Here is a 16,171-nt window from a genome sequence, read left to right on the forward strand (position 1 = left end):
CATTAATTCATTCATATACACTGCCCAAATATCAATTATTTAAAACAGCTTAATTGTATTAAAACATTTGTAAAGAAATTCAAGTTGAGACAAAAAAAGCCAGCCCATTTATGCTTTCTTGTGCTCTGCGTGGGAATGAATATTTGTTTGATCCAGAACCACCCCGGCGCTGCGCGCCACCCCTCCTCAGGAGGGGAATGTGTAGCACCAACGTTTCCACGAAGCAGGAAAATTCCCCTCTATGGAGGGGTGGCAGGCGAAGCCTGACGGGGTGGTTCCAGGCAAACCTCAATGTCCCATCAATACCCTCTGACGGGGTGGTTGCCAAAACTCCACGTTCCCGCGTTAGTATGCACCCATGCGGAAAACCACCCCGGTGCTGCGCGCCACCCCTCCGCAGGAGGGGAATGCTACCCTCACTCCACGGTAATCAGCTCCACGCCCTCCGTCACCTGATCCCCCACCTTATAAAACACTTCTTCTACCTTACCATCATCAGGTGCGGTGATGGTGTGTTCCATTTTCATGGCTTCCATCACCAGCAGGGCCTGGCCTTTGGTAACCGTGTCACCGGCCTGTACCAGCAAAGAGATAATTTTGCCGGGCATGGGGGCGGTCAGGCCGCCGCCGTGGGCTTCGCTGTCATCGGCGGCATGCTGCAGCTCGTCGGGTTTACCAATAATGGTTACGGCGCCATTTTCAAAAACATGGGCCTGTTCGCTGTGCATCACAACAGTGGCATCGTGGTTGGAGCCGTTCAGGCTTAAACGGCAATGGCAGGTTTGGTCGGGGGTGATTTGCACCTGCCATTCAAAATCATAGCCAATGTCGTTATCCATGAGTTGCCAGCCGGCAGCGGTTTTGTCTAGCGTGATAACACGGGCTTCGTCGTTGTCTACCACCCTGATATGCTGGGTGTAGTGGCCGCTTAAACGCCAGCCGTCGGTGGCTGACCAGGGATCTGCCTTGTTGGCGTAGCGGTTGGTGTCGCAGGCAGTTTGTCCTTGGCGTGCCATAATGGCGGCAGCCAGGCTGGCCAGGGTGAAAACGCTAGACGCTTTGGCAGCGGGTAGCAGTTGCTCGCTGTGCTTTTCAATAAGGCCGGTATCCAGGTCTGCCGCGGCAAAAGCGCTGTTTTGCATGAGGCGGCCCAAAAAGGCCACGTTGGTATTCACCCCCACTACCTGGGTTTGGGCCAGTGCCTGTTGCATGCGGGCAATGGCCTGTTCACGGCTGTCGGCCCACACAATCAGCTTGGCAATCATGGGGTCGTAAAAGGGAGAAATGGTATCGCCCTGACGTATACCGCCATCCACCCGTACGTCGCCCAGTTCAAACTTGACATGTTCAGGCAGGCTCAGGTGACTCAAGGTGCCAATCGAAGGCAGGAAGCCTTTTTCAGGGTTCTCTGCATAGATCCGCGCCTCAATGGCATGGCCTTCGATGAAGAGATCTTCCTGTTCAGCGGGCAGGGGTTCACCAGCGGCTACGCGCAGTTGCCATTCCACCAGGTCGGTGCCGGTAATCATTTCAGTTACCGGGTGTTCTACCTGCAGGCGGGTGTTCATTTCCATGAAATAAAAGCGGCCATCGGGTTCGGCAATGAATTCAACCGTACCGGCACCGACGTAGCCAACGGCTTTGGCGGCTGCTACGGCGGCATCGCCCATTTCCTTGCGGCGTTCTTCGGTCATGCCTGGGGCGGGGGCTTCTTCAATGACTTTCTGGTGACGGCGCTGTACCGAGCAGTCGCGTTCGAACAGATGCAGGGTATTGCCATGGCTGTCGGCAAAAACCTGGATTTCGATGTGGCGCGGCTTGGTCAGATAGCGTTCTACCAGGACCTTGTCATCACCAAAGCTGCTAATTGCTTCGCGTTTGCATGAACTAAGCGCTTCAGGGAATTCTTGCGATGATTTAACAATTCGCATGCCTTTGCCACCACCACCGGCACTGGCTTTGATAAGCACCGGGTAGCCAATCTGGTCGGCCTGCAGGTGCAGGAATTCGGTGTCCTGGTTGTCGCCATGGTAGCCGGGAACCAGTGGGACGCCGGCGGTTTCCATAAGCGCCTTGGCGGCTGATTTGCTGCCCATGGCGGCAATTGAAGAGGCAGGTGGACCAATAAAGGTAATGCCGGCATCAGCGCAGGCTTTGGCAAAATTTTCGTTTTCAGATAAAAAACCGTAGCCGGGATGAATGGCCTGGGCACCGGTTTTTCTGGCGGCCTGCAAGATGACATCGGCTCGTAGGTAGCTGTCACGGGGTTCGGAACCCCCAATGTGAACGGACTCATCGCAAGCGGCCACGTGGGCGGCGAGGGCATCGGCATCGGAATAAACGGCAACGGTTTTGATGCCCATGCGGCGGGCGGTAGCAGCAACGCGGCAGGCAATTTCACCACGGTTGGCAATAAGGATTTTTTTAAACATGTGACGGGCTCCTGTCAAATACGGAACACGCCAAACTGCGTGTCTTCAATTGGGGCATTCAGGGCAGCGGACAGGCTTAGCGCCAGTACGCGCCGGGTATCTTCAGGCTTGATGATGCCATCGTCCCACAGGCGGGCGGTGGCATAGTAGGGGTGGCCTTCTTTTTCGTATTGGTCGCGAATGGGGGCCTTGAAGGCTTCTTCCTCTTCGGCAGACCAGCTCCCACCCTTGGTTTCGATGCCATCACGCTTGACGGTGGATAGCACGCTGGCGGCTTGTTCACCTCCCATGACCGAAATACGTGCATTGGGCCACATGTAGAGCATACGGGGGCCAAAGGCGCGGCCGCACATGCCATAGTTGCCAGCACCAAATGAACCGCCAATAATCACGGTGACTTTGGGGACGGCGGCGGTTGAAACGGCCGTAACCATTTTGGCACCATGGCGCGCAATGCCTTCGTTTTCGTATTTGCGGCCTACCATGAAGCCGGTAATGTTTTGCAGGAAAACCAGCGGGATCTTGCGCTGGCAGCACAGTTCAATAAAATGGGTGCCTTTTTGGGCCGCTTCTGAAAACAAAATGCCGTTGTTGGCAATAATGCCCACTGGCATGCCGTGGATATGGGCAAAGCCGGTTACCAGGGTAGTGCCGAAACGGGCCTTGAATTCATCAAATTCCGAGCCATCGGTAATGCGGGCAATGACTTCGCGCACGTCGTAGGGCTTGCGGGTGTCGGCCGGAATGATACCGTTAAGTTCTTGCGGGTCGTAAACAGGCGGGCGGCTGGGAATGATATGCAGCTGCTGGGGTTTCTTGCGATTCAGGCGTGCAACGGCCTGACGGGCCAGTTGCAGGGCATGCATGTCATTGTTGGCCAGATGGTCGGCCACGCCTGAAAGGCGCGTGTGTACATCGCCACCGCCCAGGTCTTCGGCGCTCACTACTTCTCCGGTCGCGGCTTTTACCAGCGGGGGACCGGCCAGAAAGATGGTGCCCTGGTTCTTGACAATGATGGACTCATCGCTCATGGCGGGCACATAGGCGCCACCAGCGGTGCACGAACCCATGACGACGGCAATTTGTGCAATGCCCATGGAAGACATGACGGCCTGATTGTAGAAAATGCGGCCAAAGTGGTCACGGTCGGGGAAAACCTCATCCTGCCGTGGCAGGTTGGCACCGCCCGAGTCAACCAGGTAGATGCAGGGCAGCCTGTTTTGCAGGGCGATTTCCTGTGCCCGCAGGTGTTTCTTGACCGTGATGGGGTAGTAGGTGCCACCCTTGACGGTGGCATCGTTGCACACGATCATGCATTCAATGCCATTGACACGGCCCACACCGGTAATAATGCCGCCACCAGGGGCTTCGCTATTGTACAGGTTGTGGCCGGCCAGTGGTGACAGTTCCAGAAAAGGGGTGCCCGGGTCGAGCAGGCGTTCCACTCGTTCGCGGGGTAGCAGCTTGCCTCGTGCAACATGTTTGGCGCGGGCCGCTTCACTGCCGCCCATTGCGGTGTTTTCCAGCAGTTGCCCCAGGTCATCAACCTGTGCCTGCATGAATTGTGCATTATCAATAAATGATTGTGCACGGGTATTGATTTTTGATGTGATGACTGGCATGTAGGTATGTCTCCTGTCCCTGCCTTTGTCACCTTCCCCATTTGGTCATGGGGAAGGTGTGGAGGTCTGGAAAAGTATAAAGCGCTTTATTATTAAAGTACTTTATCTTTTTTTTGATTATTTAATTAATGATTAAAGCATTTCAATGGCAACAGCAACGGCTTCGCCACCACCAATGCACAGTGTGGCCACGCCACGTTTGCCACCGGTTTTGCGTAGGGCGCCAATCAGGGAGGCAATAATGCGGGCACCTGATGCACCAATGGGGTGGCCCAGTGCGGTTGCGCCACCGTGAATATTGACCTTGGCGTGATCCAGGTTCAGGTCTTTCATGGCAGCCATGGTCACCACGGCAAATGCTTCGTTAATTTCGTACAGATCCACTTCTTCGGTGGTCCAACCTACTTGTTTCAGAAGCTTTTCAATGGCTCCAACAGGAGCGGTGGTAAACCATTCTGGTTCATGAGAGAACTGGGCATGGCCAACGATTTTTGCCAAAGGCTTGACATCCATTTCCGCAGCGGTTGAGCTGCGCATTAAGACCATGGCGGCGGCACCGTCGGAAATGGAAGAAGAGTTGGCGGCGGTAACGCTGCCGTCTTTTTTGAAGGCGGGTTTCAGGGTTGGGATTTTTTCAGGTTTGGCTTTGCCGGGAGCTTCATCGGTAGCAACCACGGTATTGCCACGGCGGTCTTCGATGGTGACTGGGGCAATTTCCCACTCGAAGCTGCCATCGGCAATGGCCTGGTTGGCACGACGCAGGGATTCAATAGAGAATGCATCCTGTTCTTCACGGCTGAAGCCGTATTTGTCGGCACACATTTCGGCAAATACACCCATGGCGGTACCACGCTGGTAAGCATCTTCAAGACCGTCCATGGCCATGTGGTCGTAAACGGTAGAATGGCCGTAGCGGTAACCCTGGCGGCCCTTGAGCAACAGGTAAGGCGCGTTACTCATGCTTTCCTGGCCACCGGCAACCGCGACGTCAATAGAGCCGGCTGCCAGCATGTCGTGGGCAAACATGGCGGCTTTCATGCCCGAACCGCAGACTTTGTGAACCGTGGTGCAAGAAACGCTTTTTGGCAAACCGGCGCCCAGGGCAGCCTGGCGTGCAGGAGCCTGTCCCTGGCCAGCTTGAAGGACGTTACCCATAATGACTTCCTGAACGGCTTCAGGTTTGATGCCGGCACGTTCTACTGCGCTTTTGATCGCTACGGCGCCCAACTGGTTGGCAGCCAATGGCGACAGGCTACCCATCATGCTTCCCATGGGGGTGCGGGCGACAGAAACGATTACGATTGGATCAGACATTACAATTCCTTTTGGTTAGTAAGTTCAGGCCGACTGACATGCAGGCGACGAGAGGACGGATAAGGGAAAATATCCTCGATTTTGCCGGCAGCGACACGATCTTTGCGTGTTTGCCACCATTTGTAATCGAGTAAATATGGATGGTGCTTCATGAAGGCTGCGCGTACGCGCGGATTGCCCAGCAGGAAGCGTTCAAATTCTTCGGGAAAGACATCATTGGCATGTATGGGATACCAGGGTTCCCCAGACATTTCGGCCTCTTCGTTGGGTGGCGTCGGGATGGCGCGGAAGTTCATTTCGCGCATGGGCTGGATTTCATCGTAGTCATAGAAGACGATCCGGCCCAGGCGGGTCACGCCAAAGTTCTTGAACAGCATATCGCCGGCAAAAATATTGGCCGCCGCCAGTTCGGCAATGGCGTCACCATAGCCTTTGATGGCATTGTCAAGGGCTTCATCATTGGCCTGGCTCAGGAAAATGTTCAGCGGGGTCATGCGCCGTTCGATGTAAACGTGGCGGATCACGATGCTGTCTTCAGTTTCTTCAATCAGCTTGGGTACCTGGTTGCGTAACTCTTCGAGCAGTTCGGGCGAGCAGCGCTTGCGTGGCAGAGCCACCAGCGAGTATTCCCAGGTATCGGCCATACGGCCAACCCGGTCGTGCATTTTGACCATGTGATATTTTTTCATCACGATTTCATGGGTCATGCCTTCTTTGTTGATGCGGTCGCGGATGAGCTTGAAAACATAGGGATAAGAGGGCAGCGTGAAAACCGTCATGACCATGCCCTTGATGCCGGGGGCGATGTCGAACTGGTCGTGTGAGTTGTTCAGGTGATACAGGAAATCGCGGTAGAACAGGGTTTTGCCCTGTTTTTGCAGGCCGATGGCGGTGTACAGTTCTGCCTTGGGCTTGCTGGGCAAGAGGGATGACAAAAACGCGACATAGGCCGAGGGCACTTCCATGTCAACCAGAAAGTAGGCACGGGTAAAACTGAACAGGGTACTGATGTCATCGGTACTGCTCAGGAATGCATCCAGTTCGATTTCGTTGGCAGCTGTGTGCAGTAGCGGAATGCCGAATGGGTAAACAATGTTGTTGTTAATAAAGCGGCCAACAATATAGGCACCCTTGTTGCGAAAGAACAGGGTGTTAAGGACATGAATCTGGCAGTCGGGGGCAATGCGCTTGCCACCGCTGGAGATTAATTTTTTGCGCAGGATGCCAACGGCCATGCGGGCGACTTTGCGGGCATCGTAGGGCAGATTCTTGAACGGTGCGGCCAGGCCGTAGTCGGCCACCATTTTGATGATGCTTTTTTCAATGCCCTGGATATGCGGGTAGTAAACGCGATAGGACTGGTTCTCTGAATCCAGGTATTCGGTAGCGATGGCCGGACGTACAAACAGGAAGGCATTATGGAAGTAGTCACGGTGCAGGATGCGGCAGGTCACCGAGTTGAAAAAGGTTTCGGCACATTCGGGCTGCTTGTGGTTGGTCAGCAGGCGCACGAATTCCTGCTTGATGGATTGCCAGTAACTGATTTGCTGTGGTGTCAGGTCGCCGTGCTTTTCTTGCGGCATGCCCTGGGTCTTGTTCAGCATATGGTTGACTTGGTAGGTGCATTCACGCACGCGGATGTCATAGTATTCGATCCGCTCTTTGGATACCCGCTGAATGCCGTGCCAGTCATGTGACTCAAATAGTGCCTTGGCGCGCTGGGCCACATAACGGAACAGGGAATAATGCCGATCAAACCCCGCCAGGATTTTTTTTGCCACTTCCGCCGGAGGGGGGAGGGTTTTGTCCAGCTGCTGAATGAGTTGATGATCGGCGATGTAGGTCATGGTGTTATTGGGCAAAGAGTAAAAAAACCATTATTGCTTTATTTTGTTTCATTGAACAGTTCCCGGCCAATTAGCATGCGACGGATTTCGCTGGTACCGGCACCAATTTCGTATAGTTTGGCATCGCGCCACATGCGGCCGGTAGGGTATTCGTTAATATAACCGTTGCCACCCAGGATTTGAATGCCTTCGCCAGCCATCCAGGTGGCTTTTTCAGCGCAGTACAAAATAACGGCAGCGCAGTCTTTGCGTACTTCACGTACGTGGCTGCTACCCAGGCGGTCCAGGTTTTTGCCAACGGTGTAGCAGAAGGCGCGGCTGGCCTGCAAGGTAGTGTACATATCGGCCACTTTGCCCTGGATAAGCTGGAATTCGCCAATAGACTGGCCAAACTGCTTGCGGTCATGAATGTAAGGTACCACCACGTCCATAACGCCTTGCATGATGCCCAGTGGGCCACCGGCCAGTACGGCGCGTTCGTAGTCCAGTCCGCTCATGAGTACCTTGACCCCGCCGTTAAGCTCACCCAGGATGTTTTCTTCGGGCACTTCACAATTGTCAAACACCAGTTCACCGGTATGGCTGCCACGCATGCCCATTTTGTCCAGCTTTTGTGCCACCGAAAAGCCTTTGAAGCCCTTTTCGATAATGAAGGCGGTAATGCCGCGCTGGTGGGCTTCAGGATCTGTTTTGGCATAGACCACCAGGGTATCGGCATCGGGACCATTGGTAATCCACATTTTGGTGCCGTTCAGGATGTATTTGTCGCCTTTTTTCTCGGCGCGCAGTTTCATGCTGACCACGTCTGAGCCGGCGCCAGGTTCACTCATGGCCAGGGCGCCAATGTGCTCACCGCTAATCAGCTTGGGCAGGTATTTTTGTTTTTGGGCGGTGGTGCCGTTGCGGTTTAGCTGGTTGACGCACAGGTTTGAATGGGCACCGTAGGAAAGCGCAATGGCGGCGCTGGCGCGGGACAGTTCTTCCATGGCAATCATATGTGCCAGATAGCCCAGGTTGGTACCGCCGTATTCTTCGCCAACGGTCAGGCCCAGCAGGCCCAAGTCACCGAATTTTTTCCAGAGATCCATGGGGAACTGGTCGCTGTGGTCAACTTCCTGGGCGCGAGGGGCAATTTCAGCCTGGGCAAAGGTACGCACGGCATCGCGCAGCATATCCAGGTCTTCGCCCAAGTCGAAATTCAGTCCGGGTAAATTCATGATGTTTGTCTCCTGTGAAGGTTTTTTCTTTAAATTATATATATGAAATATAACAGAAATAAGATATTCCGTTTACGTTAACGTAAGCATTAGCTTTGCTCGTGTTTTTTTAACAACCCCATGCAGTGTTCTTCCTGGGTATGGATTTCCTGCAAAATGGCTTCAAGATCGCGCTTCTGGCTTTCAAGCTGCGCCTTGTGCCGGTTGAGCATGGCAAGGTATTTTTTTAACTGGGGTGCGGTGCTGCCCGGGCCGTCATACATGTCGATCAGGCTGCTGATATCGGCCAGCTGGAAGCCCAGCCGCTTGCCGCGCAGGGCCAGTTTGAGGCGGGTTTTGTCTTTTTGCGTATAAATGCGTTTTTGACCTTCGCGCCGGGGGTTGATAATGCCGTGGTCTTCATAAAATCGTAAAGTGCGCGGGGTTATATTGAATTCCTGCGCCAATTCCGATATGGACCATGTTCTTTGTGTCATAATTGATTTTAATACTTACAGTTTACGTAAACGTAAAGTATGATCCATGAATTAATTACAAAAGTCAATAAGGAGAAATAATGAATGTGAACGAAGCAAAGCTGGTTTATCCCATGGGTAATACACAGCCAGAGCCTGGTTTTGCACTCGAGGTGGCACCGGGAGTCAAATGGATACGCATGCCTTTGCCGTTTGCGCTGGACCACATCAATTTGTGGTTGCTGGCCGATGAAATCAATGGGCAAAAGGGCTGGACGATTGTCGACTGCGGCATTGCCAAAGACCCGGTCAAGGCGTTGTGGGAAGAGGTGTTCAACAATGAACTGGACGGCTTGCCCGTGCTGCGGGTGGTGGTTACACACATGCATCCTGATCACGTTGGCCTGGCAGGCTGGCTGTGCGAGAAGCACAATGTGCCCCTGTACATGAGTATGACCGATTATTACGTTTCACGCATGTGGTCTTCGCAACCGGTGGGAGGCGCTGGCACAGGAGGAGATGTGGCGGTTCGTCATTTTTCACGCCATGGCCTGACAGACCCGGAATCACAAGAAAAAATCCGTGCCAGGGCTACTTATTACCCCGGCTTGGTCTGTACCCCGCCCAACCGTTTTAACCGTTTAATGGACGGTGATACGCTGCGTATTGGCAATAATGATTGGCAACTTATTTCAGGTTACGGGCATGCGCCCGAGCATATGGCTCTTTATAGTCCCGGCCTGAAGGTATTGATTTCTGGAGATATGGTGTTGCCGCGTATTTCAACCAATGTGAGCGTTTTTGATCATGAGCCTGATGGCAATCCGCTGCCGTTGTATTTGAAATCGCTGGATAAATATTTGGTCCTAGATGAAGATACCCTGGTGTTGCCTTCGCATGGCCGTCCCTTCAAGGGTTTGCATGAGCGGATTCGCCAGCAGCACGAGCACCATGCCGAGCGCCTGGTCGAGGTACTGGAATTATGCCGGGAACCCATGAGTGCCAAAGATGTGGTGCCGCATATGTTCAAGCGCGAGCTGGATTTGCACCAACTTACCTTTGCCATGGGCGAGGCGCTGGCACACTTGCATGCCTTGCACTTTGACGGCAAGCTTAAGCGCGAAACCGGCAAGGACGGCATTGTGAGGTTTGCGGTTATTTAGTGCTGAATGCCAGTCTTGCGGCCAGACCTACAAAGACCAGGGCAGTAAACCGATTCAGGATGATTTGCGCCCGGTCTGATTTTTTCAGTAGCTGGCCGAAGTAGCCGGAAAACACGACAATGCCGCAAAATACCAAAAAGGCAGACAAGATGAAGAGTGCGCTTAACAAGATCAGCTGAACCTTAATGGCGCCTGCCGCAGGGTTGGTGAACTGGGGCAGGAAAGCCAGAAAAAACAGGCTGACTTTGGGATTGCTCATGCTCATTAAAATGCCGCGCCGGTAGAACTGGCCGCGACTTAATGCAGGCGGGGCAGTGGTGAGTCCCTCTTCGCCTGCTGCCTTGACCGGCCCGGCTCTGAGGGCTCCCCACGCCAAGTAGAGCAAATAAGCGGCGCCCAACAGTTTCAGGATAGTGAAAGCGGTGTCAGAGGCGGCGATCAGGCCGGCAATGCCCACGGTAACGATAAAGGTATGAAACAACAGCCCGGTACATAAACCCAAGACGATCAGAAAACCGGTGCGATAACCATGCAGGGCGCTTTGCAGCAAGACAAAAATATTGTCAGGGCCAGGAGAAATGGCCAACAGAACACACAGGCCAAAGTATACAAAGAGGGTTTCAGGCGTCATAAAATGCGTAGGGCCGGTTAAACTAAAATGCTATTTTAGCGGGCTTGACCCTATAATGGGGTTCAATATTTTACTGAAAACAAAGAATATCGCCATGGACTCTAGATTATCCCTGCTTACCCAATTACAGCATCTTGGCACGGCTCCTTGTGATGAAAACACACCGGTTGCACCGGTTGGCCTGCCTGCTATCCGAACCAGTACGGTGCGTTTCAATACCATCGAAGACCTGGAGGAGACTTATCGACGTAAAAGCAAGGGAGAGCGGCTGGTTACTTATGGCCGCATGGGCATGGAAACGCATGCTGCGCTGGAAAGCATTTTTTGCCAGCTTGAAGGGGGTAAGCGCTGTTTTCTGGCCTCTTCCGGCCTGGGTGCCATTACCATGTCGTTGCTGTCACTGTTAAGTGCGGGCGACCATATGCTGGTGGCTGATTGCGTGTACGGTCCGGTGCGTCATCTGGCCAATACTGTGCTAAGACGCATGAATATTGAATTTAGCTATGTGCAAGCACAGTCCATCGATGTACTGACTGCGCAGCTTAAAGAAAACACCAAAGTCCTGTATGTGGAATCACCTGGTTCATTGCTGTTTGAAATGCTGGACATACCTGCTTTGGCTGCGTTTGCCAAACAGCACGGCTTGATACTGGTGGTAGATAACACCTGGGGTTCTGGTTATGCCTATCAACCGCTGGAACTGGGGGCCGATGTAAGCGTGATTGCCGGTACCAAGTATGTGGGTGGTCATTCCGATTTAATGCTGGGCGCGGTGGTCGCCAAAGACAAGGCACTTATCGAGCGGATAGACCTGAATCAATATGCGATGGGCTATTCAGTCAGTGCCGATGATGCCTGGCTGGCCATTCGTGGCGTGCGTACCCTGCCCATCCGGATGGAACAGCACGCCCGCAATGCCTTGCAGGTATGCCGTTATTTTGATGATTTGTCCGAAACCCGGCGCATTTTTCATCCGGCTTTTGAAAAAGATCCCGGCCATGCCTTGTGGAAGCGCGATTGCACGGGTTCCAATGGCATGCTGTCCATTGAATTGGCTCTTTCCGACCGGCAGATCCGTACTTTTGTGAATGCGCTGGAGTTGTTCAGCATAGGCTATTCCTGGGGAGGCTTTGAAAGCCTGATCCAGTGGGTAGATCGCCCGACCCTGGAAAACCATGCTTACTGGAGCCGCGAAGATAACCAGATCATCCGCTTGCATGTCGGACTGGAAAGCGTGACAGACTTGGTGGATGACTTGGATCAGGCCTTGCAAAAAGCCCGGGAGGTTTAACGCGTATGGGCCTTGAAGGCCGTTTGCAAACTTTAAGGTTGCTAATTACACCATAAGCAAACAAAAGCCTGCTATTTAGCAGGCTTTTGTTATGAATGACACTAGTATGAGGCGATTAATTCTTGCCAGCCAGTACCTGATCCAGCAGGGCCTGAGCTTCCAGGATGCTGGATGCATAGGTACCGGTCATGCCCGGTGAGGTCAGGTACTTGCCACCAACGGCAATTGAAGGCGTGGCTTGTACCTGGTACAGGTCGGACAGTTCGGTGGCGCGTTTGGCTTTGGTGGCAACACCGAAAGAATCATAGGCGGCAATGAATTCGTCTTTATTGATGCCCTGTTCTGTGGCCCATTGAACGATAGCATCGCGGTTGAACAGTTTTTTGCCTTCCTTGTGAATGGCATTAAACACTTTGGGATGCAGGTCTGCCTTGTCCAGGGCTACTAGCGAGTAATACAGGTTTTGCATGGGCTGCATGGAAGCGTTGAAAGCAACCGGTACAGGAATGAAAGCTACGTTGTCGGGCAGTTTCTTTTTCCAGTCCTGGAACATGGGCTCCATTTCAGCGCAGTGCGAGCAGCTATAGGAAAAGAATTCAAGCACTTCGACTTTATCAGGGGTGTCGGAAGGCAGGGCGGTTTCAAGCGTGATGTATTTAATGCCGGATTGGGCCATGGCAGGAACAAAAGCGGCGGCACCCATAAGGGCCAGGGCGGAAAACGTGTGTTTGAAAATTGTTTTAAGCATCATTGTTTGTTCGCATTAAAAAGTATTGATCAGGCGCTTGTTCCACTAATTGCCCCTATAGCCGGGGCAGATAGTTGGGTGTAGCGGGAAATTACAGTAAAAACCTTGGTAAGACTGCTTATAAAACAAAAAGTTCGGCTTGTGTATGAATGGAAACGCGATGCAACAGCTAATTGGTGCATTGATTATCGCACGATGGTTGAGTTGATTTTCGCTTTGCTTAATTCGGTGCGTGAGCGGTTCAGTTCATCTTCGTTTTTAAACGGGCCAATCCGGACCCGGTTTATTTCCACATTGTTAACGGTAACTTTGGTAATTTCCGCGTTGTAGCCCATCAGGATCATGCGAGCCCTGATGGTGTCTGCTTCTTTGGCATTACGAAAAGCGCCTACCTGAAGATAGCTGCGGCCAGAAGTGGCAGATGTTTTGCCATTGTTGGCAGGCTTGGTCGTGTCTAGCGGAATATCTTTGCCTTTGGCAGTCAGGGCCAGCTTCTGTTCAGTAGCAGGACTGGCTGGCGTTGCCGTTTTGCTTTCGGTACTTGCCTTGGCAGGTGTGTTGGCAGCTGGTAACTGGTTGATTAATGAGCCAATCTGGTCTTGTGACAGGCCGGGTTGTGATGCTTTTGCCGGTTCAGTCTGGGTTAACGGGCGAATGGGGGGCAGGTTGCCAGTGCCAGTGGCCGGGTTTTGCTGGCTGCTGATACGGCCATCATTACTGAGCCAGGCGTTAGGATCTATTAAAGGCTGGTTGCCGGGTGACAGATTGCCCACCGAGCCAGACGAGGTACCGGGCATTTTGAGGCCAGATGAAGACGTATTGCCCGAGTTGTCCTTGAGCGGTACCGGTGTGCGGGTAAACATAAAGGCGGCAACGGCGGCAATGGTAAGGCCAATAATAAGGCCGACCAGAATTGACGAGAACGAACCGCTACTGCTGTTTCTTGCTCTTGATGGTGAAGATCGGGTAGTACGTCTTTTTGCCATATTACATTTTTTCTGGAGCTGAAACCCCAAGCAGGTTGAGTGCGTTCGCAATCACCTGGCGGGTGCTGTCGGCCAAGCGCAAACGGGCCAGCTTAAGGGCCTGGTCCTCTACCATGATGCGTTCAGCGTTGTACCATGAGTGGAAATCAGCGGCACAGTCTAGCAGCCAGAAGGCAATATGGTGGGGGGCAAGTTCTTTGGCGGCCAACTGAATAACGTTGGGAAGTTCTGCCAGGCGGCGTAGCAGGGTGATTTCACTGGGCGCAGTTAGCAGGGAAACATCTGCATTTTCAAGTGAACCCAGCATATCGGCAGAGTCACGCAAAATCTTGCAAATACGGGCATGTGCGTATTGTACGTAATAAACCGGGTTCTCTTCACCCTTGGCAAGCGCCAGGTCAATGTCGAAAACGAATTCAGTATCGGCACGGCGCTGGATTAGGAAAAAGCGCACGGCATCTTGGCCAACCCATTCAATCAGGTCGCGCATGGTAACGTAGCTGCCTGCCCGCTTGGAAATTTTGACTTCCTGGCCACCGCGCATGACCTTTACCATTTTATGCAGGATATAGGCAGGGTAATCTTTGGGAATGCCCATGTTCAGGGCCTGCAGGCCGGCACGTACACGGGCAACCGTACCATGGTGGTCACTACCCTGGATATTGACGGCATGGTTGAAGCCGCGTTGCCATTTGGTCACGTGGTAGGCTACATCAGGCACAAAATAGGTATAGCCGCCATCAGACTTGCGCATGACGCGGTCCTTGTCGTCGCCGGTACCCAGTTCGGTAGTTCTTAGCCACAGCGCGTTTTCATGTTCGTAAGTGTGGCCGCTTGCAATCAGTTTTTGTACTGTATCGGCGACTTTGCCATCGCTGTACAAAGAGCTTTCCAGATAGTAGTTGTCGAATTGCAGGTTGAATGCCTGCAAATCCAGATCCTGCTCATGGCGCAGGTAGGCAACGGCAAAACGACGGATATCATCCATATTGTTGATATCGCCAGAAGCGGTAACGATTTGCCCATCGGCTTCAACTGATTTTTTATCCAAGTAGTCGCGTGCAATATCAGCAATGTAGTCGCCACGGTAGCCGTCGGCCGGATAGTCTTCTGAAGCGGGTGTAATGCCCCTGGCATGGGCATGAACGCTAATGGTCAGGTTATTGATCTGGTTGCCGGCATCATTGTAGTAAAACTCACGATGTACTTTATAGCCACTGGCAGAATAAAGGCGGCAAATGCAGTCACCCAGTGCGGCCTGGCGGGCATGGCCAACGTGTAGCGGGCCAGTGGGGTTGGCAGAAACGAATTCAACAATAACACTTTCCCCATTGCTGGCGGCATTGCCATAAGCACTACCTTGTTCGGCAATGATATTGGCTACGGCCTGGTGGGTGGCTTGGGTAAGGCGCAGGTTGATAAAGCCCGGGCCGGCAATTTCGGCAGCGGCTAAAAAAGATTTTGTGTCTTCGTTGCCCAGGAGGGCACTGACGATTTCCTGTGCCAGTTCACGTGGATTGCGTTTGTTGGGCTTGGCCAGTTGCATGGCAAGATTGGTGGCAATATCGCCGTGTTCGGGCTGTTTAGGGCGTTCCAGTTTGATAACCGGGTTGCTGCCGGGAAGAATGGCTTCGATAGCGGTGGCCAGTGCGGCCTGGATTCGTTGTTGTAGCTCTGGGAGCATAGGAGTTGACTGTATAAAAAAGTGACAAAAAAGCCGGCGACATGATAATTGACATGGAGAACATGGGTCTGCCAGCCTGTTCAGTAAATCTAGAAAATTGCCATAATCATAGCATATTGACTGTTTTTAACGGTCTGATCCTGGTTTTGTGGTTTGCTTTTAGCGTTAGCGAAAGCGCAGCGGATTACGGTTCTTGTGTAGTGATGCAGCGGCTTATGTGGTGCTGAAAACTGTGTAAAAAAACAGTTAGAAACCTTATTTATAAGATAGATTTGTCAAATTGTTTCCACTATAATTTTTAGGCTTCAATAGTTTATGGAGTGTATTTTCAATTTATTTTTACTTGAAGAGAATAGAGACAATGAAAAAAGTATTGCGTAATACATGTTTGGCATTGATGTTGGTTTTGCCCCTGACTGCTTGCAAAACGATGCAAGGCGGCGGTAATGCTGGTGCCAACAAATATGACATGACTTATCTGCGTACCCAGATTAAGCCTGGTGTTACAACTTCTGAGGAGATCATTAGCCTATTTGGCCAACCTTCCTATCGAGATGATGGAGCGAAAGGGCCTAATTATTGGGCTTATGAAGAGTCCAAGGATAATGCTTTGTTTAGTTCCGCCATGAGTTCTTTGGGGCTGGGTACCGCTGGCAATGCGATGTCTGGCAATCGTAGCCTGAATATCCACTTTACCAATAATCGCGTGCACGACTTTAACGTTACCCAATAGTAACGTTTGAAGGAGTTGGTTTTGGCCAGTTGGTAGGCCCCCTGTTAT

At 52.4% G+C, this 16,171-nt stretch carries 13 protein-coding genes; 3 read left to right on the plus strand and 10 right to left on the minus strand.

The window, feature by feature from the left end:
• Positions 1–416 precede the first annotated feature (416 nt).
• The 6 genes from ACM5Q9_RS13185 to ACM5Q9_RS13210 form a co-directional block, all read right to left on the minus strand.
• Positions 417–2,432 carry an acetyl/propionyl/methylcrotonyl-CoA carboxylase subunit alpha gene (locus tag ACM5Q9_RS13185; protein WP_418145191.1) on the minus strand — a complete coding sequence of 672 codons (2,016 nt, stop codon included), beginning with the start codon at positions 2,430–2,432 and terminating at the stop codon, positions 417–419.
• 14 nt (positions 2,433–2,446) lie between these two features.
• Positions 2,447–4,054 carry a carboxyl transferase domain-containing protein gene (locus ACM5Q9_RS13190; RefSeq protein ID WP_418145192.1) on the minus strand — a complete coding sequence of 536 codons (1,608 nt, stop codon included), beginning with the start codon at positions 4,052–4,054 and terminating at the stop codon, positions 2,447–2,449.
• A 132-nt stretch (positions 4,055–4,186) separates the two neighbouring features.
• Entirely contained in the window at positions 4,187–5,368 is a 1,182-nt protein-coding gene (locus ACM5Q9_RS13195; protein WP_418145193.1) for an acetyl-CoA C-acyltransferase, read from the minus strand.
• The gene (aceK, locus tag ACM5Q9_RS13200; RefSeq protein WP_418145194.1) at positions 5,368–7,215 is read right to left on the minus strand and encodes a bifunctional isocitrate dehydrogenase kinase/phosphatase; all 1,848 of its coding nucleotides are present in this window, start codon (positions 7,213–7,215) and stop codon (positions 5,368–5,370) included. Before aceK ends, ACM5Q9_RS13195 begins: the two co-directional genes overlap by 1 nt.
• 38 nt (positions 7,216–7,253) lie before the next feature.
• Complete coding sequence (locus ACM5Q9_RS13205) at positions 7,254–8,432, minus strand: isovaleryl-CoA dehydrogenase (protein WP_418145195.1); 1,179 nt, start codon at positions 8,430–8,432, stop codon at positions 7,254–7,256.
• Between the two features lie 89 nt (positions 8,433–8,521).
• Entirely contained in the window at positions 8,522–8,908 is a 387-nt protein-coding gene (locus ACM5Q9_RS13210; protein WP_418145196.1) for a MerR family transcriptional regulator, read from the minus strand.
• Positions 8,909–8,988: 80 nt separating this feature from the next.
• On the opposite strand from ACM5Q9_RS13210, the gene ACM5Q9_RS13215 reads away from it, so the two are divergent.
• Positions 8,989–10,050, plus strand: a complete 1,062-nt coding sequence (locus tag ACM5Q9_RS13215; RefSeq protein ID WP_418145197.1) for an MBL fold metallo-hydrolase — start codon at positions 8,989–8,991, stop codon at positions 10,048–10,050.
• Here the strand turns inward: ACM5Q9_RS13215 and ACM5Q9_RS13220 are convergent.
• Entirely contained in the window at positions 10,043–10,681 is a 639-nt protein-coding gene (locus ACM5Q9_RS13220) for a LysE family translocator (RefSeq protein ID WP_418145198.1), read from the minus strand. The two genes, ACM5Q9_RS13215 and ACM5Q9_RS13220, sit on opposite strands and share 8 nt — an antisense overlap.
• 94 nt (positions 10,682–10,775) lie before the next feature.
• Between ACM5Q9_RS13220 and ACM5Q9_RS13225 the strand changes: the two genes are divergently transcribed.
• Positions 10,776–11,972 carry a trans-sulfuration enzyme family protein gene (locus ACM5Q9_RS13225; RefSeq protein ID WP_418145199.1) on the plus strand — a complete coding sequence of 399 codons (1,197 nt, stop codon included), beginning with the start codon at positions 10,776–10,778 and terminating at the stop codon, positions 11,970–11,972.
• Positions 11,973–12,087: 115 nt separating this feature from the next.
• On the opposite strand, the gene ACM5Q9_RS13230 is transcribed toward ACM5Q9_RS13225, so the two are convergent.
• The 3 genes from ACM5Q9_RS13230 to argS all read right to left on the minus strand — a co-directional run bounded on the left by ACM5Q9_RS13230 (position 12,088) and on the right by argS (position 15,390).
• A complete protein-coding gene (locus tag ACM5Q9_RS13230; protein ID WP_418145200.1) occupies positions 12,088–12,723 on the minus strand; it encodes a thiol:disulfide interchange protein DsbA/DsbL in 636 nt (211 codons plus the stop codon).
• Between the two features lie 182 nt (positions 12,724–12,905).
• Entirely contained in the window at positions 12,906–13,706 is an 801-nt protein-coding gene (locus ACM5Q9_RS13235) for an SPOR domain-containing protein (RefSeq protein WP_418145201.1), read from the minus strand.
• Between the two features lies 1 nt (position 13,707).
• Positions 13,708–15,390 carry an arginine--tRNA ligase gene (gene argS, locus ACM5Q9_RS13240; RefSeq protein WP_418145202.1) on the minus strand — a complete coding sequence of 561 codons (1,683 nt, stop codon included), beginning with the start codon at positions 15,388–15,390 and terminating at the stop codon, positions 13,708–13,710.
• A gap of 361 nt (positions 15,391–15,751) precedes the next feature.
• Between argS and ACM5Q9_RS13245 the strand changes: the two genes are divergently transcribed.
• Positions 15,752–16,123, plus strand: a complete 372-nt coding sequence (locus ACM5Q9_RS13245) for a hypothetical protein (protein ID WP_418145203.1) — start codon at positions 15,752–15,754, stop codon at positions 16,121–16,123.
• The last annotated feature ends 48 nt before the right edge of the window (positions 16,124–16,171 follow it).

It is taken from the genome of Advenella sp. RU8 (genome assembly GCF_048381675.1).
Taxonomy (GTDB): domain Bacteria; phylum Pseudomonadota; class Gammaproteobacteria; order Burkholderiales; family Burkholderiaceae_B; genus Advenella.

Excerpts from the sequence above, each read along its gene's own strand:
- ACM5Q9_RS13185 (WP_418145191.1), bottom strand. The coding sequence starts at position 2,432 with ATGTTTAAAAAAATCCTTATTGCCAACCGTGGTGAAATTGCCTGCCGC.
- ACM5Q9_RS13190 (WP_418145192.1), bottom strand. The coding sequence starts at position 4,054 with ATGCCAGTCATCACATCAAAAATCAATACCCGTGCACAATCATTTATT.
- ACM5Q9_RS13195 (WP_418145193.1), bottom strand. The coding sequence starts at position 5,368 with ATGTCTGATCCAATCGTAATCGTTTCTGTCGCCCGCACCCCCATGGGA.
- aceK (WP_418145194.1), bottom strand. The coding sequence starts at position 7,215 with ATGACCTACATCGCCGATCATCAACTCATTCAGCAGCTGGACAAAACC.
- ACM5Q9_RS13205 (WP_418145195.1), bottom strand. The coding sequence starts at position 8,432 with ATGAATTTACCCGGACTGAATTTCGACTTGGGCGAAGACCTGGATATG.
- ACM5Q9_RS13210 (WP_418145196.1), bottom strand. The coding sequence starts at position 8,908 with ATGACACAAAGAACATGGTCCATATCGGAATTGGCGCAGGAATTCAAT.
- ACM5Q9_RS13215 (WP_418145197.1), top strand. The coding sequence starts at position 8,989 with ATGAATGTGAACGAAGCAAAGCTGGTTTATCCCATGGGTAATACACAG.
- ACM5Q9_RS13220 (WP_418145198.1), bottom strand. The coding sequence starts at position 10,681 with ATGACGCCTGAAACCCTCTTTGTATACTTTGGCCTGTGTGTTCTGTTG.
- ACM5Q9_RS13225 (WP_418145199.1), top strand. The coding sequence starts at position 10,776 with ATGGACTCTAGATTATCCCTGCTTACCCAATTACAGCATCTTGGCACG.
- ACM5Q9_RS13230 (WP_418145200.1), bottom strand. The coding sequence starts at position 12,723 with ATGATGCTTAAAACAATTTTCAAACACACGTTTTCCGCCCTGGCCCTT.
- ACM5Q9_RS13235 (WP_418145201.1), bottom strand. The coding sequence starts at position 13,706 with ATGGCAAAAAGACGTACTACCCGATCTTCACCATCAAGAGCAAGAAAC.
- argS (WP_418145202.1), bottom strand. The coding sequence starts at position 15,390 with ATGCTCCCAGAGCTACAACAACGAATCCAGGCCGCACTGGCCACCGCT.
- ACM5Q9_RS13245 (WP_418145203.1), top strand. The coding sequence starts at position 15,752 with ATGAAAAAAGTATTGCGTAATACATGTTTGGCATTGATGTTGGTTTTG.